The sequence below is a fragment of the Streptomyces murinus genome (assembly GCF_002154555.1).
Taxonomy (GTDB): Bacteria; Actinomycetota; Actinomycetes; order Streptomycetales; family Streptomycetaceae; genus Streptomyces; species Streptomyces murinus.
Genome location: NZ_MUNF01000532.1, coordinates 1 through 17,978 on the forward strand (window position 1 = coordinate 1; position 17,978 = coordinate 17,978).

19 protein-coding genes are annotated in these 17,978 nt (G+C 70.9%); 17 read left to right on the top strand and 2 right to left on the bottom strand.

The annotated features are described in order from the left end of the window. A partial coding sequence (locus CCN72_RS28925) for a LacI family DNA-binding transcriptional regulator (RefSeq protein WP_143664232.1) occupies nt 1-272 on the bottom strand: 272 nt, incomplete at its 3' end. Nucleotides 273-394: 122 nt separating this feature from the next. On the opposite strand from CCN72_RS28925, the gene CCN72_RS28930 reads away from it, so the two are divergent. The 17 genes from CCN72_RS28930 (at nt 395) to CCN72_RS29005 (ending at nt 17,061) form a co-directional block, all read left to right on the top strand. Next, on the top strand, nt 395-1,654 hold the full coding sequence (locus tag CCN72_RS28930; protein WP_086810882.1) for an MFS transporter: 1,260 nt from the start codon (nt 395-397) through the stop codon (nt 1,652-1,654). 9 nt (nt 1,655-1,663) lie between these two features. After that, nucleotides 1,664-3,025 (top strand): Pup--protein ligase, encoded by a 1,362-nt coding sequence (gene pafA / locus CCN72_RS28935; protein ID WP_085562429.1) that lies wholly within the window; start codon nt 1,664-1,666, stop codon nt 3,023-3,025. 149 nt (nt 3,026-3,174) lie between these two features. Continuing rightward, a complete protein-coding gene (locus tag CCN72_RS28940) occupies nt 3,175-4,176 on the top strand; it encodes an FKBP-type peptidyl-prolyl cis-trans isomerase (RefSeq protein WP_085562430.1) in 1,002 nt (333 codons plus the stop codon). Nucleotides 4,177-4,258: 82 nt separating this feature from the next. Next, nucleotides 4,259-4,630: an FKBP-type peptidyl-prolyl cis-trans isomerase gene (locus tag CCN72_RS28945; protein WP_085562431.1), complete on the top strand. Its 372-nt coding sequence runs from the start codon at nt 4,259-4,261 to the stop codon at nt 4,628-4,630. Nucleotides 4,631-4,778: 148 nt separating this feature from the next. Then, on the top strand, nt 4,779-5,756 hold the full coding sequence (locus CCN72_RS28950; RefSeq protein WP_037651254.1) for a helix-turn-helix transcriptional regulator: 978 nt from the start codon (nt 4,779-4,781) through the stop codon (nt 5,754-5,756). A 14-nt stretch (nt 5,757-5,770) separates the two neighbouring features. Then, on the top strand, nt 5,771-6,790 hold the full coding sequence (locus tag CCN72_RS28955) for a helix-turn-helix transcriptional regulator (protein ID WP_086810883.1): 1,020 nt from the start codon (nt 5,771-5,773) through the stop codon (nt 6,788-6,790). A 36-nt stretch (nt 6,791-6,826) separates the two neighbouring features. Beyond that, nucleotides 6,827-6,928 (top strand): L-histidine N(alpha)-methyltransferase, encoded by a 102-nt coding sequence (locus CCN72_RS41450; protein ID WP_143664233.1) that lies wholly within the window; start codon nt 6,827-6,829, stop codon nt 6,926-6,928. A 55-nt stretch (nt 6,929-6,983) separates the two neighbouring features. Beyond that, on the top strand, nt 6,984-7,286 hold the full coding sequence (locus CCN72_RS28960; protein ID WP_172427345.1) for a CpXC domain-containing protein: 303 nt from the start codon (nt 6,984-6,986) through the stop codon (nt 7,284-7,286). 64 nt (nt 7,287-7,350) lie between these two features. Continuing rightward, nucleotides 7,351-7,545, top strand: coding sequence for a hypothetical protein (locus CCN72_RS28965; protein ID WP_085562433.1), 195 nt, complete (start codon nt 7,351-7,353; stop codon nt 7,543-7,545). Nucleotides 7,546-7,778: 233 nt separating this feature from the next. Beyond that, the gene (gene tatA, locus CCN72_RS28970) at nt 7,779-8,066 is read left to right on the top strand and encodes a Sec-independent protein translocase subunit TatA (RefSeq protein WP_086810885.1); all 288 of its coding nucleotides are present in this window, start codon (nt 7,779-7,781) and stop codon (nt 8,064-8,066) included. Nucleotides 8,067-8,113: 47 nt separating this feature from the next. After that, on the top strand, nt 8,114-9,055 hold the full coding sequence (tatC, locus tag CCN72_RS28975; RefSeq protein WP_208638128.1) for a twin-arginine translocase subunit TatC: 942 nt from the start codon (nt 8,114-8,116) through the stop codon (nt 9,053-9,055). 85 nt (nt 9,056-9,140) lie between these two features. Beyond that, nucleotides 9,141-11,993 (top strand): DEAD/DEAH box helicase, encoded by a 2,853-nt coding sequence (locus CCN72_RS28980; RefSeq protein WP_086810887.1) that lies wholly within the window; start codon nt 9,141-9,143, stop codon nt 11,991-11,993. A gap of 315 nt (nt 11,994-12,308) precedes the next feature. After that, a complete protein-coding gene (locus CCN72_RS28985; RefSeq protein WP_232986902.1) occupies nt 12,309-13,967 on the top strand; it encodes an ATP-binding protein in 1,659 nt (552 codons plus the stop codon). Beyond that, entirely contained in the window at nt 13,964-14,368 is a 405-nt protein-coding gene (locus tag CCN72_RS28990) for a roadblock/LC7 domain-containing protein (protein ID WP_037651243.1), read from the top strand. Before CCN72_RS28985 ends, CCN72_RS28990 begins: the two co-directional genes overlap by 4 nt. Next, on the top strand, nt 14,365-14,922 hold the full coding sequence (locus tag CCN72_RS41745; RefSeq protein WP_086810889.1) for a DUF742 domain-containing protein: 558 nt from the start codon (nt 14,365-14,367) through the stop codon (nt 14,920-14,922). The genes CCN72_RS28990 and CCN72_RS41745 overlap by 4 nt, the downstream gene beginning before the upstream one ends. Then, nucleotides 14,903-15,523: a GTP-binding protein gene (locus CCN72_RS29000; RefSeq protein WP_086810892.1), complete on the top strand. Its 621-nt coding sequence runs from the start codon at nt 14,903-14,905 to the stop codon at nt 15,521-15,523. Before CCN72_RS41745 ends, CCN72_RS29000 begins: the two co-directional genes overlap by 20 nt. A 38-nt stretch (nt 15,524-15,561) precedes the next feature. Continuing rightward, complete coding sequence (locus tag CCN72_RS29005) at nt 15,562-17,061, top strand: cytochrome P450 (protein WP_086810894.1); 1,500 nt, start codon at nt 15,562-15,564, stop codon at nt 17,059-17,061. A gap of 10 nt (nt 17,062-17,071) precedes the next feature. Here CCN72_RS29005 and CCN72_RS29010 read toward each other — a convergent pair. Further along, a partial coding sequence (locus CCN72_RS29010; protein ID WP_208638129.1) for an RluA family pseudouridine synthase occupies nt 17,072-17,978 on the bottom strand: 907 nt, incomplete at its 5' end.

Here is a 17,978-nt window from a genome sequence, read left to right on the forward strand (position 1 = left end):
CGGGCGGCGCCGGTGTAGACGCCGGCGAAGAACTCGGTGGTGAGGGCGGGCACGACGAGCAGGACGGTGCGGGTGCGGCCGAGGCGGAGGTTGCGGGCGGCGAGGTTGGGCCGGTAGTCGAGGGCGCGGGCGGCCTCGCGGACGCGTTCGGCGGTGGCCTCGGAGACGCGGCCGCGCCATTTGTCGCCGAGGACGAGGGAGACGGCGGCCTGGGAGACGCCGGCCGCGTGGGCCACGTCGCGGCTGGTGGGTCGCGTGCTGCTGCGTGCCACGGGTGGGCCTGCTCCTTCGCCTGGACGCCTGAACAGCGCACATGGTACGTATGAGAGTGGAAGTTATACGTAACACTTGGGGCGTCGAGGCGCCCGGTGCGAGCCACGGGAGGCGCCGCGACATGGCCACGGGTTATCTGGAGATACTCCGGGCGCGGCATGCGCTGCGGCTGCTGACGGGCACGTTGGTGGGCCGGTTGCCCAATGCGACGGCGGCGATCGCCCTGGTGCTGTTCGTGCGGGCGTCGGGCGGTACGTACAGCCTGGCGGGCGCGCTGGCGGCGGTGTACGGCGTCGCGAACGCGGTGGGGCAGCCGGTGCTGGGCCGGCTGGTGGATCTGTACGGGCAGCCGCGGGTGCAGTTGCCCGCGGCGGTGCTGGCGGCGCTGTCGATGACGGTGTTCGCGTTCGCGGGCACCGATCCGCTGCCGTTGGCGTATGCGGCGGTGGCGGCCTCGGGGCTGTGCGCGCCGCCGCTGGAGGGCGGGCTGCGGGCGTTGTGGCCGTCGGTGCTGCGGGGTGAGGAGCAGGTGCATTCGGCGTATGCGATGGACGCGGTGGCGCAGGAGGTCATGTTCACGGTGGGGCCGCTGCTGGTGACGGTGTGCGCGGCGGTGTGGGACGCGCGGGCGGCGCTGCTGGTGCTGAATGTGCTGGGGGTGCTGGGCGCGTTGTCGGTGGTGGTGTCGCCGCCGTCGCGGGCGTGGCGGTCGGCGCCGCGGGAGGCGCACTGGCTGGGTGCGTTGCGTTCGCCGGGGCTGCTGGTGCTGCTGGGGGCGTTCCTGTTCGTGGGGATGGCGCTGGGTTCGATCACGGTGGCGTCGGTGTCGTACGCGGACGGTCATGGCGGGGACGCGGTGTACGGCTGGTTGATGGCGGGGCTGGGGCTGGGCGCGCTGGTGGGTGGTTCGGTGTACGGGGCGCGGCAGTGGGCGGGGGCGCCGGAGCGGCGACTGCGGGTGCTGGTGGCGCTTCTGGCGGTGTGTTATCTGCCGTTGATGCTGATGCCGGGTGCGGTGGCGATGGTGTTGCTGTCGGTGGTGTCGGGGGTGTTCCTGGCGCCGTGCATCGCGTGTGCGTTCATCCTGGTGGACCGACATGCGCCGCGGGGGACGGTCACGGAGGCTTTCTCGTGGCTGGTGACGACGTTCACGGTGGGCGCGTCGGTGGGTACGGGCCTTGCGGGGCCGGTGGTCCAGGCCGGTGGCACGGTGTGGGGTTTCGCGGTGCCGGGTGCCGCCGGGGTGGTGTCGTTGCTGGTGTTGCTGGCGACGGGGCGGGTCCTCGCAGCTCCTGTGCGGGGGGCGGTGGTTGCGGCTTCATCGGAAAATGATCCAAATCGTGCTGTCGAACCCCGTTTCAGCTCAACGGATCGGGCGTAATGTTCCCTCATGGACCGCCGCATTTTCGGGCTGGAGAACGAGTACGGCGTCACGTGCACGTTCAGGGGACAGCGCCGCCTGTCGCCTGACGAGGTGGCGCGGTACCTCTTCCGCCGTGTCGTGTCATGGGGCCGCAGCAGCAATGTCTTTCTGCGGAACGGCGCCCGGCTGTATCTCGACGTGGGCTCACATCCGGAATACGCGACACCCGAGTGTGACAATGTGATCGAACTGGTCACCCACGACAAGGCCGGCGAGCGCATTCTCGAGGGACTCCTGGTGGACGCGGAACGACGCCTGCACGAGGAGGGAATCGCGGGCGACGTCTACCTGTTCAAGAACAACACCGATTCGGCGGGAAACTCGTACGGCTGCCATGAGAACTATCTGGTGGCGCGGCACGGCGAGTTCTCCCGGCTCGCGGACATTCTGATCCCGTTCCTGGTCACGCGGCAGTTGCTGTGTGGCGCGGGCAAGGTGCTCCAGACTCCGCGGGGTGCCGTGTACTGCGTGAGTCAGCGTGCCGAGCACATCTGGGAGGGCGTGTCGTCGGCCACGACGCGTTCCCGGCCGATCATCAACACCCGTGACGAGCCGCATGCGGACGCGGAGCGCTACCGCCGGCTGCATGTCATCGTGGGCGACTCGAACATGTCGGAGACGACGATGCTGCTCAAGGTCGGGGCGACCGACCTGGTGCTGCGGATGATCGAGGCGGGCACGGTGATGCGGGATCTGACCCTGGAGAACCCGATCCGGGCGATCCGCGAGGTCAGTCATGACATCACGGGGCGGCGCAAGGTGCGTCTGGCCAGTGGCCGGGAGGCGTCGGCGCTGGAGGTGCAGCGCGAGTACTTCGACAAGGCGGTGGACTTCTGCGACCGCCGCGGGATCCGTACGGGCACGGTCGAGCGGGTCCTGGAGCTGTGGGGCCGCACTCTGGACGCGATCGAGTCGGAGGAGCTGGACCGGATCGAGACCGAGATCGACTGGGTGATGAAGTACAAGCTCATCGAGCGGTACCGGGCCAAGCACAACATGACGATGTCGCATCCGCGGGTCGCGCAGATAGACCTCGCGTATCACGACATCCACCGTCGGCGCGGGTTGTACTACCTGCTGGAGAAGAAGGGTCAGGCGGCGCGGATCTGCAATGACGTGCGGATCTTCGAGGGCAAGTCGGTTCCGCCGCAGACGACTCGGGCGCGGCTGCGCGGTGACTTCATCCGGCGGGCGCAGGAGCAGCGCCGGGACTTCACGGTGGACTGGGTGCATCTGAAGCTCAACGACCAGGCGCAGCGCACCGTGTTGTGCAAGGACCCGTTCCGCTCGGTGGACGACCGGGTGGAGAAGCTGATCGCCGGAATGTAGCGATCGGGCTGGTTGTGGTGGGTGTGGCGTTGCGGTGGTGGTGTGCCGCAACGCCACACGCGCGTCGTGCGTTTCGTGTGCGGCGCCCGTGTCGGTCGTAGAGTTGCGCGCACGTCATCCGCAAGACCGACCGATTACGAGGCTCTTCCGTGCGCCGACGTTCGCTTCTTCTCGCCACCGTTCCCGCTGGACTGGTCACGCTCGCCGGGTGTGGCGGCAAGTCCGGTTCGAGTCAGGCCGGTGCGTCTCCGTCGCCCTCGGCGCCGAGCGCGCCGCCGCCCAAGATCGTGGACGGTCCGCTGCCGGCGATCACGGCGGGGACGCGGTTCGGTGAGAAGCCGACGGTGGCGAAGGGCACGGGTGCGCCGTCGAAGAATCTGGCGGTGCGGACGGCGATCCCGGGGACGGGCCGTACGGTCGCGGAGAACGACTTCATCCAGGCGAACTATCTGGGTCAGATCTGGGACACCGGCAAGGTGTTCGACAATTCGTACGACCGGCATGCGCCGCTGGTGATGCAGTTGGCGCAGGGCAGTCTGATCGACGGCTGGCGGTACGGTCTGGTCGGGAAGAAGACGGGCAGCCGGGTGGAGATCGCGGTGCCGCCGACCTGGGGTTACGGCAAGGCGGGCAATCCGCAGGCGGGGATCAAGGGGACGGACACGCTGGTGTTCGTCGTCGATGTGATCGATTCGTTCAACTCGAAGAGTTCGGCGGCCGGCAGGGCGGTTCCGCAGAACGATCCGGCGCTGCCGAAGGTCGCCACGGTCACCAATGGCACGGTTCCGGTGGTGAAGGTCCCGCACACGGACGCGCCGGACAAGCTGGTGTCCACGTATGTGCTGGAGGGTGACGGTCCGGAGCTGAAGGCGGATCAGACGGTGCTGTGCCAGTTCCAGGGGCTGGTGTGGGAGGGCGGCAAGACGTTCCAGCGGACGTACGGTTCGGGGCGGTTGAGCCAGTTCTCGCTGCCGCAGATGCAGGAGACGGTCAAGGGTCTGGCCCAGGGGCTGGTCGGCAAGAAGGTGGGCAGCCGGGTGCTGGTGGTGGTGCCGCCGCAGCTGGGGTACGGCGACAATCCGCCGAGCGGCAGCCCGGTGGGCAAGGGGGCGACGCTGGTGTTCACGGTGGACATCCTGGCCGCGATGTAGGGGGTGTCCGTGTAGGGCGGTGGGGGTGCGGGGATGAAAGACTGTCCGTGTTTCGTGTCGTACCTACGCAGGAGCTTTTGACGTGAACATCGAGAAGCCCGAGATCGACTTCCCCGAGGGCGAGGCCCCGAAGGACCTTGAGATCAAGGACATCTGGGAGGGCGAGGGGCCGGTCGCCGAAGCGGGTCAGAACGTGACCGTGCACTACGTCGGTGTCGCCTTCAGCACCGGTGAGGAGTTCGACGCCAGCTGGAACCGTGGCACCCCGTTCCGCTTCCCGCTGGGTGGCGGCCGTGTCATCGCGGGCTGGGACCGTGGTGTGCAGGGCATGAAGGTCGGCGGCCGTCGCCGGCTGACCATTCCGGCCCACCTCGCCTACGGCGACCAGAGCCCGACCCCGGCGATCAAGCCGGGCGAGACGCTGATCTTCGTGGTGGACCTGCTCGCGGTCTGAGCCGTACCCGAGCCATCGGCCGTTTCCGACCGGATCCGACCGTCTGGGGCCCATGCCTGTCCGGGCATGGGCCCTCGGCTTTTGTCCCCGCGCCCGGGAGCGGTACGGTCGACGGTCGGAAGCACAAAACAGAAGGCGAAGGGCGTCGATGGCCATTGCCAAGGCCGAGCGGCTGATGAACCTCGCGCTGTGTCTGCTCGGCGCACGGCGGCCGCTCAGCAAGCGCGAGCTGCGTGACTCCATCGAGGCATACGTCGAGGCCGCGAGGCCGGAGAAGGGCGGCAGCGGCAGCGACGACTCCTTCAACCGGATGTTCGAGCGCGACAAGGACGATCTGCGCGAGCTTGGCCTGGTGATCGAGACCGTCGAGAACCTCGACGGCGAGGTCGGCTATCTCGCCCGCCGTGACAGCAACCGGCTGCCGCCCATCACGCTGGACGCCGAGGAGGCCGCCGCCCTCGGTCTGGCCGCCAAGGTCTGGCAGCAGGCCCGGCTCGCCGGTGCCGCCAGCGGCGCCCTCCAGAAGCTGCGCGCCGCCGGGCTGCCCGAGGAGGTCGACCCGTACGAGGGGCATGCCGCGCTGGAGCCGCGCATCCCGGTGCACGAGGCCGCCTTCGAGCCGCTGATGCTGGCCTGCCGCGACCGCCGCCCGGTCCTGTTCGACTACCGCAAGGCCTCCGCCGCCCACCCCGAGCCCCGGCATGTCGAGCCGTGGGCGCTGGAGTGCTGGCGGGGCCACTGGTATCTGGCCGGCTTCGACCGGGACCGGGGCGCCGAGCGCGTCTTCCGGCTGTCCCGGATCACCGGCAGGGTCCGCTCGCGGGGTACGGGCTTCACCGCGCCCGTGCCCGATGTGGTGACCGTCCGGGAGACCGTGGCGGGCTGGGCCGGTGAGACGGCCGATCGTTCGGCGCTGATCCGGCTGCGGTCCGGCGCCGGGTACCCGCTGCGGGCGAAGGCCGCGAAGGTGCGGGAACTCGGGGACGGCTGGGACGAGTTGGAGATTCCGTACGGCCATGGTCTGGATGCCTGGCTGGTGGAGTTCGGGCCCGATGTGGTGGTCGTGGAGCCGGCCGAGCTGCGGGCCGATGTGGTGGACCGGCTGCGTGCCGTGGCCAAGGGCTGAGGGGGAGCAGGACTGTGGCAGGCAAACCGGCCAGGGCCGTCAACGCCATCGACCAGACCCGGCGGATGCTCTCCCTGGTGACGTATCTGCGGGAGCGGCCCGGCGCCCGGATCGCGGATGTGGCCCGTGCCTTCGGGATCACCGAGGACGAGCTGGTCGCCGATCTCGATCTGCTGCCGATGTGCGGGACCAGTTTCCGCGGCGGCGATCTGCTGGACATCGACACCGACGGCGAGCGCATCTGGTGGCACAACCCGGCGGCGCTCGGTGAGGAGGCCGCGGAGCCGCTGCGGCTGGCCGCCGACGAGGCCACCGCGTTGCTGGTGGCCGCGCGCGCCGTCGCCACCCTGCCGGGGCTGCGCGAGGGCGACCGGCAGGCGCTGCTGCGGGCCACCGCCAAGGTGGAGACCGCGGCCGGCGAGGCAGCGGGTGCCAGTTCCCGGCTGTCGGTGACCTTCGAGTCGGAGGGCGGGGTCTTCGCGGACGTGGACCGCGCCATCTCCGAGCGCCGCCGGCTGTGGATCCGGTACTACTCCCCGGCCCGCGACGAGGTCACCGAGCGGGAGATCGACCCGATCCGCCTGGTCAGCGTCGGCCACACCTATGTCGAGGCGTGGTGCCGCCGCTCCGAGGCCCGGCGTACCTTCCGGCTCGACCGGGTCGCCGAGATCCGCATCCTGGACGAGCCGTCCGCGCCGCCCGAGGTGGAGCTGCGCGATCTGTCCGAGGCGCTGGTCCAGCCGGCCGCGGAGGATCCCGAGGTGGTCGTCGAGGTCGGGCCCGGTGGCCGCTGGGTCGCCGAGTACTACCCGCACGACAGCGCCGAGGAGCTCTCCGACGGCGGGCTGCGCATCACCCTGCGCACCCCCGAGCCGGCCTCCCTGCGCCGCCTGGCGCTGCGCCTGGGCCGCGACGGCCGGATCGTCTCCCCGCCCGAGCTGGCCGACAGCGCCCGCCGTGCGGCCGCCGAGGCGCTGGCGGCGTACGACGTCCCGCGCGGACCGGCGCCGGAAGCCGCCGGGGCGCGCGGATGAGCCGCCGGGTGGCGGGTCCCGCCCGCTCCTTAGGGCGTGCCCGCCGTGCGCGTCCGGGGCGTCCGGGGCGACCGGCAGGCGGGCGAGTGGCGGATCGGCCCCCGGGCCGGGCGGCGGACCGGTCTGTGGTTCGGCTGATGGATCGGTCGGCGGCCCGGCCGGTGGTCCGGCCGGCGGAAGAGGAGTGGCGGCTGTGAACGAGTCCGCGGTGTCCGAGGTGTCCGAGGCGAGCGGGATGACGGTGGCGACCGCGTTCGCGGGGATGCGGGGCGTGGCCCCCGTGGTGTTCAGGGCCGGCTGCCCGGACTGCCGGGGCCGCTTCGAGCTGTCCGCGAGCGAGCTGCGCCTGGCCATCGGCGCCAGCGACCGGACCACGTTCTACTCCTTCACCTGCCCCGACTGCGGTGCCGCGGTCCGCAAGCCGGCCGGGGAGCGCATCGTGGAACTGCTCACGGACGGCGGGGTGCGGACCCTGCGGCTCCACTCGGCGGTGTAGCCGGCCGCCGCCCCTGGTGCGGCCGGGTGCGGGGCGGGCCGCCGGACGGTCTAGGCTCGGCGTCATGTTCTGGCCGATGTTCGCGGTAGCCATGGGGTTCCTGGGCCTCGCCGTCCTGGGAGTCCTCGCCGTCCGGGTGTTCGTGGAGGCGCGGCGCCTCGGGCGACAGGTCGCGGACTCCGCGCAGCGCATCAACCGGGCGGCCGAGGACCTGGAACGGTCGGCGGTGAGCGCGGTTCGGGCGGTGGACGCCCTGTGATGTCGTCTTGTGATGCGCTTTGGGTCACTTCGCCCTGTCACCCTGCCGCTCCGGCCAGGTACGCTGCTGGTCGCGGCCCGGAGATCGAGGCGCGGTCCGCAGAGCTGGAGTACGCACGGGGTGTGTCCCACGTTCACCCCCGGGCGATACGATCGCTGCCGGCACGATGGTCGGACACCTGTCCGATCAGTCGGACAAGCCGTCGCCCCGCCTCAGTGAGAAGGTGAAGACTTATGTTCCGCAACGCACTTGAGCCGTGGCACCTGGTGCTTCTGGTGCTGGTCATCGTCCTCGTGTTCGGTTCCAAGAAGCTCCCGGACATGGCTCGTTCCCTCGGCAAGTCCGCTCGCATCCTGAAGAGCGAGGCCAAGGCGATGAAGGACGACGGCGGCAAGCAGAACGCCACCGCGGCCCAGTCCGCCGAGGAGCCGGCTCCCGCGCAGCGCACGATTCAGGCCGCGCCCGGCGATGTGACCAGCTCCCGCCCGGTCAACGAGCCGACCGACTCCACCCAGCGCTGACGCGAGGACCGGGGGTCCCGGTCCGCTGCACGAGATGAGGATGTGGGTTGCCCAAGTCCGCCCGCACGGAGAGGGACCCCGAGGGGCGCATGCCGCTCGGGGATCACTTGCGTGAGCTGCGCAATCGGCTCACCAAGGGTGTCCTGGCGATCGTCGTCGTCACGATCGTCTCCGCCTTCTTCTACAAGGACATCATCGACTTCATCACCGCGCCGCTGCTGCGTTCGGTGGGCTGCCACCAGTCCTTCGGTGAGCTGTCGAAGGCCAGCAAGGACACCCACTGCGCGCACATCACCATCGGTGACCTGCTGGGCCCGTTCACGCTGGCGCTGAAGGCGTCGCTGACCGCCGGTGTGGTGCTGGCCTCCCCGGTCTGGCTCTACCAGCTGTGGGCGTTCGTCGCGCCCGGTCTGCACCGCCACGAGAAGAAGTACGCGTACGCGTTCGTCGGCTTCGGCGTGCCGCTGTTCCTCAGCGGCGGCTTCCTCGCGTACCACGTGCTGCCCATCACGGCGAAGGTCATGATCGACCTCACCCCGTCCGGGGTGGAGAACCTGCTGTCGCTGGACAAGCTGCTCGACCTGGTCACGCGCATGGTGGTGGTCTTCGGTCTCGCCTTCGAGATGCCGCTGCTGCTGGTCATGCTCAACCTGACGGGCATCCTGTCCGGGAAGCGCATGCTCGGCTGGTGGCGTGCCATGGTCGTCGGTATCGCCGCCTTCGCGGCGGTGGCCACGCCCGGCGCGGACCCGATGTCGATGCTGGCGCTGGCGGCGCCGATCTGGGCGCTGTTCTTCATCGCGGTGGCCTTCTCGCTGATCAACGACCGGCGCCGGGCCCGCCGCGCGGACGACGGACTGTCGGACGACGAGGCCTCGGAGCTGGACCTCACGCCCGAGGCGGTCGGCGAGGTGGAGTCCGTGAGCGCGGGCTCCGCCCCCGAGCTGCCGGGCAAGGACCACGTCAACGGCTACGACGATGTGACCTGACCCACAGAGCGGACGAGGTGTACCGCCCCCGGCCCGGGTTCTCCCGGGCCGGGGGCATTTCTCTGCTCAGCGCACGTTCGGGATAATGATCGTCCTGTTGTCGGTGGGGCCCGGTACGCTCGAAAGCACGATGACAGAGGATCTCTCACCGGCCGAGCGGTACGCGGCGTCCCGCAAGAGGGCAGCCGAGCAGGCCACCGCGCTCGCGTCCTTCCGCGAGATGTACGACTTCGGCCTCGACCCCTTCCAGATCGAGGCCTGCCAGGCACTCGAAGCCGGCAAGGGTGTGCTGGTCGCCGCCCCCACCGGCTCGGGCAAGACGATCGTGGGCGAGTTCGCCGTCCACCTCGCCCTGCTCCAGGGCAAGAAGTGCTTCTACACGACACCCATCAAGGCGCTGTCGAACCAGAAGTACGCCGACCTGTGCCGCCGCTACGGCGCGGACAAGGTGGGCCTGCTCACCGGCGACAACAGCGTGAACTCCGAGGCGCCGGTGGTCGTGATGACCACCGAGGTGCTCAGGAACATGCTGTACGCGGGCTCCCAGACCCTGCTGGGCCTCGGCCATGTGGTCATGGACGAGGTGCACTATCTCTCCGACCGCTTCCGCGGCGCCGTCTGGGAGGAGGTGATCATCCATCTGCCCGCCTCCGTGACCCTGGTCTCGCTGTCCGCGACCGTGTCGAACGCGGAGGAGTTCGGCGACTGGCTGGACACCGTCCGCGGCGACACCGAGGTGATCGTCTCCGAGCACCGGCCCGTGCCGCTGTTCCAGCATGTGCTGGCCGGGCGGCGGATGTACGACCTGTTCGAGGAGGGCGAGGGCCACAAGAAGGCCGTCAACCCCGACCTGACGCGCCTGGCGCGCATGGAGGCGTCCAGGCCGTCGTACCAGGACCGCCGCCGGGGACGGTCGATGCGGGAGGCCGACCGGGAGCGCGAGCGTCGCCAGCGTTCGCGGGTGTGGACGCCGGGCCGGCCCGAGGTCATCGAGCGCCTGGACGCCGAGGGCCTGCTGCCGGCCATCACCTTCATCTTCAGCCGCGCCGGCTGCGAGGCCGCCGTACAGCAGTGCCTGTACGCGGGGCTCCGGCTGAACGACGAGGAGGCGCGGGAGCAGGTCCGGGCCCTGGTCGAGGAGCGCACCGCCCATATCGTCCCCGAGGACCTGCATGTCCTCGGGTACTACGAGTGGCTGGAGGGTCTGGAGCGGGGCATCGCCGCCCACCACGCGGGCATGCTGCCGACCTTCAAGGAGGTCGTGGAGGAGCTGTTCGTGCGCGGCCTGGTCAAGGCCGTGTTCGCGACCGAGACCCTCGCGCTCGGCATCAACATGCCCGCCCGCTCGGTGGTGCTGGAGAAGCTCGTCAAGTGGAACGGCGAGCAGCACGCCGACATCACGCCGGGCGAGTACACCCAGCTGACGGGCCGTGCGGGCCGGCGCGGCATCGATGTCGAGGGCCATGCGGTGGTGCTCTGGCAGCGCGCCATGAGCCCCGAGCACCTGGCCGGTCTCGCGGGCACGCGTACGTATCCGCTGCGTTCCAGCTTCCGGCCGTCGTACAACATGGCGGTCAATCTGGTCGAGCAGTTCGGGCGGCACCGTTCGCGCGAGCTTCTGGAGACGTCGTTCGCGCAGTTCCAGGCGGACCGCTCGGTGGTCGGGATCTCCCGGCAGGTGCAGCGCAATGAGGAGGGTCTGGCCGGTTACCAGGCCTCCATGACCTGTCACCTCGGCGACTTCGAGGAGTACGCGCGGCTGCGGCGCGAGCTGAAGGACCGGGAGACGGAGCTGGCCCGGCAGGGCGCCCATCAGCGGCGGGCCGAGGCGGCCACGGCGCTGGAGAAGCTCAGGCCGGGCGATGTCATCCATGTGCCCACCGGCAAGTACGCGGGGCTCGCCCTGGTGCTGGACCCGGGTCTGCCGGCCGGCCGTTCGAACGGCCATCGCGGCTTCGATCACCAGGACGGGCCGCGCCCGCTGGTGCTGACGGCCGAGCGGCAGGTCAAGCGGCTGGCATCGATGGACTTCCCGGTGCCGGTGGAGCCGCTGGACCGGATGCGGATCCCGAAGACGTTCAACCCGCGCTCTCCGCAGTCCCGCCGGGACCTGGCGTCCGCGCTGCGCTCCAAGGCCGGGCACATCCCGCCGGAGCGGGCCCGCAAGAAGCGCTCCCAGGCCGCCGACGACCGGGAGATCGCCCGGCTGCGCACCGCCCTGCGCGCGCATCCCTGCCATGGGTGCGACGACCGGGAGGACCACGCCCGCTGGGCCGAGCGCTACCACCGGCTGCTGCGCGACACCTCGCAGCTGGAGCGCAGGATCGAGGGCCGTACGAACACCATCGCGCGGACCTTCGACCGGATCGTGGCGCTGCTGACCGAGCTGGACTATCTGCGGGGCAATGAGGTCACCGAGCACGGGCGGCGGCTCGCCCGGCTCTACGGCGAACTGGACCTGCTGGCCAGCGAATGCCTGCGCGAGGGCGTCTGGGAGGGCCTCGCGCCCGCCGAACTCGCCGCGTGCGTCTCGGCGTTGGTGTACGAGTCACGGCTCAGCGACGACGCCATGGCGCCCAAGGTGCCCTCCGGCAAGGCGAAGGCCGCGCTGGGGGAGATGGTGCGGATCTGGGGGCGGCTCGACGGTCTGGAGGAGGACTTCCGGATCAGCCAGACCGAGGGCGTGGGCCAGCGCGAGCCCGATCTCGGGTTCGCCTGGGCCGCCTATATGTGGGCGTCGGGCAAGGGCCTGGACGAGGTGCTGCGTGAGGCGGAGATGCCCGCGGGCGACTTCGTGCGCTGGTGCAAGCAGGTGATCGATGTGCTGGGGCAGATCTCCGCGGCGGCGCCCCGCGAGGGCTCGACCGTGGCCAAGGCCGCGCGCAAGGCCGTCGATCAGCTGCTGCGGGGCGTGGTGGCCTACTCGTCGGTGGGCTGACCGGCATCGCGGCGACGACCGGCTCATCCTTCGGGGTGAGCCGGTTTTCGTATGCCTGTACGCCCTGACCGAACGTGTTCGAGCGGAAGCTCAGCGTGCAAATGGGGTCGAGCGTACTCCTGGTGCCGGGGGGATTTCAGGCGGTCGCTGAATATGACACGGCGATGATCCGGTCGGACTAAGCTCGCCCGCGGCGCACCAAGTTGAGGTAATTCGCGCGCCTGTTCCCAAACATGCCGAAGATCCGGTCTGTGCCATGAATCTTCCCCCTGAAAACTCTCCCGACACCCAGCCGATCCGTCCCAGAAGGCATCCATGGTGAGTGTTCCGAAGCCGCCCGGTCGCCGGGAACGTCCCTACGCCCGCGTCCTGTTGCCGCCCGCCATAGTGATGGCCGTGGCCGGCGCGGTCGCCGTCGCCCTGGTGCCGCAGTCGGCGCGGGTCGCCGTCGGCCTGTGCGGGGCCCTCGCCGTGCTGCTCGTCCTGGTCACCGGCGCCGAGGCCGCCCGGCGCGGCCGGCTGCTCCGCGAGGAGCAGGCCGCGCACGCCCACGACACCGCCTGTCTGGAGGAGCGGCTCGCCGAGCACGAGGCGCTGATCCACCGCTTCGCGGGCGACATCCTGCCGTGGGGCTTCGCCCGGCTCTCGCGCGGCGAGATGCTCCGCGACGTCCTCGCGAACGTCTATGACGCCGACCCCGACCTGCGCGTCCTGCCCGATGTCTACCGCGAGATGACCCGGGTCGCGCTGCGCGGCGCCGACCACGAGATCACCATGCGGATCGCCACCGAGCGCTCCTTCGTCAGCATCGCCCGCCGCGTCCAGGCCATCGTGCACCAACAGGCCGTGGAACTGCGGGAGATGGAGGAGGACCACGGCCGCAACCCCGAGGTCTTCGACGACCTGCTGCGCCTTGACCACGGCAGCTCGCTGATCGGCCGGCTCGCCGACACCATCGGCGTCCTCGGCGGCGGCCGCCCCGGCCGCCAGTGGCCCCTGCCGGTGTCCCTCTACAGCACCCTGCGCGGCGCCATGTCCCGGATCCTGGACTACCACCGCATCCATCTGGCGTCGATCTGCAACATCAACATCAAGGGCACCGCGGTCGAGCCGGTCATCCACGCCGCGGCCGAACTCTTCGACAACGCCACCCGCTACTCGCCGCCCACCACCAAGGTGCATGTGACCGCCGTGGAGGTGCAGACGGGCATCGTCATCGAGATCGAGGACGCCGGGGTCAGCCTCAACGAGGAGTCCCGGATCCGCATCGAGAAGATGATCGAGGACGCCAAGAACGGCGACGACGCGCACAACCTCGGCGACAACCCGCGCCTCGGCCTCGCCGTCGTCGGACGGCTGTGCAAGCAGTTCGACATGGAGGTCTCGCTGCGCACCTCCGCGTACGGCGGGCTGCGCGCGATCCTCATCGTGCCGCGCGTGATGACCACCACCGAGCCCGGTGTCGGCGTCGCCCACGGCATCGGCGCGACCGGTATCCCGATGCCCGAACTCGGTGCCGTCGAGGGCCCCAAGCGCCGGCCCAAGAAGCGCCGCCCCACCAGCCCGAAGATCCCCGCCGGGATCTCCATGGAGGACGACGTCCCCGAGGTCACCGAGTGGACGGCGGGCGGACTGCCGCAGCGCCGCAGCCGGGTGAAGGTCCCGCTGAGCCAGCGCTGGGCCGAGGAGGCCGCCATCGAGCGGGCCGAACGTGAGGGCCGCCCCACCATCTGGTCCCAGACCCGCCAGGAACCCGAGCCCGAGCCGGAAGTGGACCCCGAGCGCAAGAAGCTCATCGAACGCCCGCCGGGCATGTGGATCGACGACTTCTTCGACGGACTGCGCAAGGGCATGCCCGAGGGCGCCACCGCCCCCGAACTGACCGACTTCACGCTCAACCCCACCAAGTACCTGCACCTGATCGATGACTCGGCCGCCCCCACCGAGGCCGACGACGAGGGGACCGTCCAGTGATCCAGCAGCGAGGCAACTTCGACTGGATGCTCAAGCAGCTCAACGACGGAGTGCCGGGCATCGAGATGATCGTGGTGCTCTCCTCCGACGGCCTGCGCATCGCCCGCTACGGCGGCGATCCCGACGCCGCCGACCGGGTGGCCGCCGCCTGCGCGGGCGTGCAGAGCCTGGCCGGCGCCATCATCCAGGAGATCCCCGGCGCCGGCGAGATGAAGGTCGTCGTCGTGGAGATCGAGGGCGGCTACTTCTATCTGATGAACGCGGGCGCCAACGCCTACCTCGCCGTGCTGGCCGACGTCACCTGCGAACCGGGGCGGATGAGCGGCATGATGCGCGACCTCGTCGTGCGGATCGGCGCCCACCTCACCAGTCCGCCCCGGCGGGACGGGCAGACCGTATGACCCCTCCACGACGACAACGGCGCCAGCCGAACCCGCCGAGCCCGCCGTCACCTTCCCCGTCCTCACCGCGGTTACGGCCGCCCCCGTACGCCGAGACGCCGGACGGCCGTACCCCGTACGGCGATACGACGGACGGCCGTACCCCGCACGGCGCGGCGGGCGGCCGGGCCCCGCACGGCGTCGCGGACGGGCCGCACGCGCACGGCACCCCGGACGGCCAGCCCCCGCCCCGCAACCCCGAGCGGCTCTACGCCGTCACCGGGACCGCCGACGGCGGCCGCGCCGAACTCGACCTGGTGACGCTGATCGTGGCCCGCCGGACCCCGCCGCCCGGCGCCTCTCCGGAGCACACGGCGGTGCTCGACCTGTGCGCAGCCCCGCTGTCCCTGGCCGAGCTGTCCGCCTATCTCGCCCTGCCGTTCAGCGCGATGACCGTACTGATCACGGAGATGATCACGGCCGAACTGGTGCAGGCGCGCGCCCCGGCCACCCGCCGCACGGCCCCCGACCGTTCCCTCCTCGAAGCGGTGATGCATGGACTTCAAAAGCTCTGACACGATCTCCGGGCCGCGCGCCGCGGACCAGTTGCCGCACACGGCCCAGGCCGCGGTGAAGATCGTGATCGTGGGCGGCTTCGGTGTCGGCAAGACCACCATGGTCGGCTCCGTCAGCGAGATCAAACCGCTGACCACCGAGGAGACCATGACCCAGGCCGGCATCGGGATCGACGACAACTACGGCTCCGAGTCCAAGACCGCCACCACCGTCGCCATGGACTTCGGCCGGATCAGCATCACCGACAAACTGGTGCTCTACCTGTTCGGCACCCCCGGCCAGGAGCGCTTCTGGTTCCTGTGGAACGGCCTGTTCGAGGGCGCGCTCGGCGCGGTCGTACTCGTCGACACCCGGCGCCTGGAGGTCAGCTTCGACGTCATGGGCCGCCTGGAGGAACGCGGCGTGCCCTTCGTGGTCGCCGTCAACTCCTTCCCGGACGCGCCCCGTTACCCCGTCGAGGAACTGCGCACCGCGCTCGATCTGACCCCCGAGATCCCGATCATCGACTGTGATGTGCGCCGCCGCGCCTCCAGCAAGGACGTGCTGCTCACCCTGATGCGGTTCCTGCACTCGCTCGCCCTCTCCGGCGCCCTCACCTGACTTCACCCGCACTCCTTCTCCGTTCCGGAGCGATCACTGTGACGCCTGAACACCAGCCGCCGACCGGCACCTCGGCCACCGACACCCACGACCCCCTGTTCGGGCCGCCGCCCGGCTGCCCCGCGGGCGCCCTCGGCCCCGGGGGACTGCACCGCCTCTACGGCGCGGGCGCGGAGGACCTGGACGACCTCTACGAACGGCTGCGCGAGCAGTACGGCCCGGTCGCCCCCGTACTGCTGCACGACGACGTACCGATGTGGGTGGTGCTCGGGCACGCCGAGAACCTCCAGGTGGTGCGCAGCCCCTCGCAGTACACCCGCGACAGCCGCATCTGGGCCCCGCTCCTGGACGGCCGGGTCAAACAGGACCACCCGCTGATGCCGCACATCGCCTGGCAGCCCATCTGCTCCCATGTCGAGGGCGACGAACATCTGCGGCTGCGCAACGCCGTCACCTCCGCCATGGCCACCATCGACCACCGCAGCGTCCGCCGGCACATCGGCGGCCACACCCAGCACCTGGTCAACAGCTTCTGCGAGCGCGGCCGGGCCGACCTCGTCGCCCAGTTCGCCGAGCATCTGCCGATGGCGGTGCTGTGCGAGATCCTCGGCATGCCCGAGGAGTACAACGACCGGATGGTGCAGGCCGCCCGGGACGCCCTCAAGGGCACCGAGACCGCCATCCAGAGCCATGCCTACGTCATGGACGCGCTGAACCGGCTCACCCTGCGCCGCCGCGCCCGGCCCGAGGACGACTTCACCAGCCACCTCGTCATGCACGAGGCGAAGCTCAGCGACGACGAGGTCCGTGAACATCTGCGGCTCGTCCTGTTCGCCGCCTACGAGGCCACCGCCAACCTGCTCGCCAACGCGCTGCGCATGGTCCTGACCGAACCGGGCTTCCGCGCCCGGCTCAACGGCGGGCAGATGACCGTACCGGAGGCGATCGAGCAGTCCCTGTGGGACGAGCCGCCCTTCAGCACCGTCTTCGGCTACTACGCCAAGCAGGACACCGAGCTGGGCGGGCAGCGCATCGCCAAGGGCGACGGGATCCTGTTCGCGCCCGCGCCGGGCAACATCGACCCGCGGGTACGGCCCGATCTGGCCGCGAGCATGCAGGGCAACCGCTCCCACCTCGCCTTCGGCGGCGGCCCGCACGAGTGCCCGGGGCAGGACATCGGGCGCGCCATCGCCGATGTCGGTGTCGACGCCCTGCTGACCCGGCTGCCGGACGTCCAACTGGCCTGCGCCGAGGACGATCTGCGCTGGCGCTCCTCCATCGCCTCCCGGCATCTGGTGTCGCTGCCGGTGCGGTTCGAACCCAAGCCGCAGCAGGATGCCGACATGCCGCCCCGCGCCTACGCGGGCCCCGGTCTGCCCGCCGATCTGCGGCTGCCCGCCCAGCGCCGGGAGTCGCAGGGCGCGGCGCTCCCCGCGGCCGTACCGCCGCCCCGGCCCGCGCCGGTGCCGCCGGTCCCGGTCGGTGCCCCGGCGCGGGGGCCCTGGCAGCGGCTGCTGCGCTGGTGGCGCGGCGAGTGACCGAGCCGGTTCAGTCCGCCGCCCAGCGGGGGTAGGAGGACCAGGCCAGCAGGGTGCGCCCACTGGTGAAGGTGTGCTCGGCGCCGGTGACCGGATCGATGAACTCCAGCCTCCGTGCGAGCAGTTGCAGGGGGCGGCGGAAGTCACCGGCCGGCACCGGCGGGAGCACCTGCGGGTAGAGCGGGTCGCCGAGGATGGGTACGCCGAGCGCGTTCAGATGCACTCGAAGCTGGTGGGTCTGCCCGGTGCGGGGGAGCAGCCGGTAGCGGCCGAGGGCGCCCCGCCGTTCCGCCAGCTCCACCCGGGTCTCGGCGTTGGGCTCGCCCGCGACCTCCCGGGCGGCCTGCACCCCGCGCTCCTTCAGGATCCGACTGCGCACGGTCCGGGGCAGGGCGAGCGCCGCGTCGTACGGCGCGACGGCCTCGTACTCCTTGGCCACCCGGCGGGCTCCGAACAGCGTCTGGTAGGCGCCGCGTTCCTCGGGCCGCACCGTGAACAGCACCAGGCCGGCGGTGAGCCGGTCCAGACGGTGGGCGGCCGAGAGCGCCGGGATGCCCAGGTCGTGCCGCAGCCGGGCGAGGGCGGTCTGGGTGACATGGCTCCCGCGCGGGGTGGTGGCGAGGAAGTGCGGCTTGTCGGCCACGACGATGTGCTCGTCCCGGTAGACCACCTCCAGCGGGAACGGCACGGACACCTCGGCGGGCAGCTCGCGGTGGAACCACACGAACATCCCCGGCCGGTACGGCGCGTCCGCAGGGACCGCCCGCCCGTCGGCGCCCACGATCCGCCCGGCCGCGAACATCGCCTCGATCACCCCGGGCCCGGCACCGGAGAGCCGCGCCACCAGATGCTCGCCGACGGTGGCCCACTCCTCGCCCGCGGGCAGCCGGACCCGTACGGGGTCGACCCCGTCGCGC

Bases quoted from the DNA above. Each gene is read 5' to 3' on its own strand.
- CCN72_RS28930 (WP_086810882.1), top strand. From the start codon at position 395: ATGGCCACGGGTTATCTGGAGATACTCCGGGCGCGGCATGCGCTGCGG.
- pafA (WP_085562429.1), top strand. From the start codon at position 1,664: ATGGACCGCCGCATTTTCGGGCTGGAGAACGAGTACGGCGTCACGTGC.
- CCN72_RS28950 (WP_037651254.1), top strand. From the start codon at position 4,779: ATGGCCATTGCCAAGGCCGAGCGGCTGATGAACCTCGCGCTGTGTCTG.
- CCN72_RS28965 (WP_085562433.1), top strand. From the start codon at position 7,351: ATGTTCTGGCCGATGTTCGCGGTAGCCATGGGGTTCCTGGGCCTCGCC.
- tatA (WP_086810885.1), top strand. From the start codon at position 7,779: ATGTTCCGCAACGCACTTGAGCCGTGGCACCTGGTGCTTCTGGTGCTG.
- CCN72_RS28980 (WP_086810887.1), top strand. From the start codon at position 9,141: ATGATCGTCCTGTTGTCGGTGGGGCCCGGTACGCTCGAAAGCACGATG.
- CCN72_RS28985 (WP_232986902.1), top strand. From the start codon at position 12,309: ATGGTGAGTGTTCCGAAGCCGCCCGGTCGCCGGGAACGTCCCTACGCC.
- CCN72_RS41745 (WP_086810889.1), top strand. From the start codon at position 14,365: ATGACCCCTCCACGACGACAACGGCGCCAGCCGAACCCGCCGAGCCCG.
- CCN72_RS29000 (WP_086810892.1), top strand. From the start codon at position 14,903: ATGGACTTCAAAAGCTCTGACACGATCTCCGGGCCGCGCGCCGCGGAC.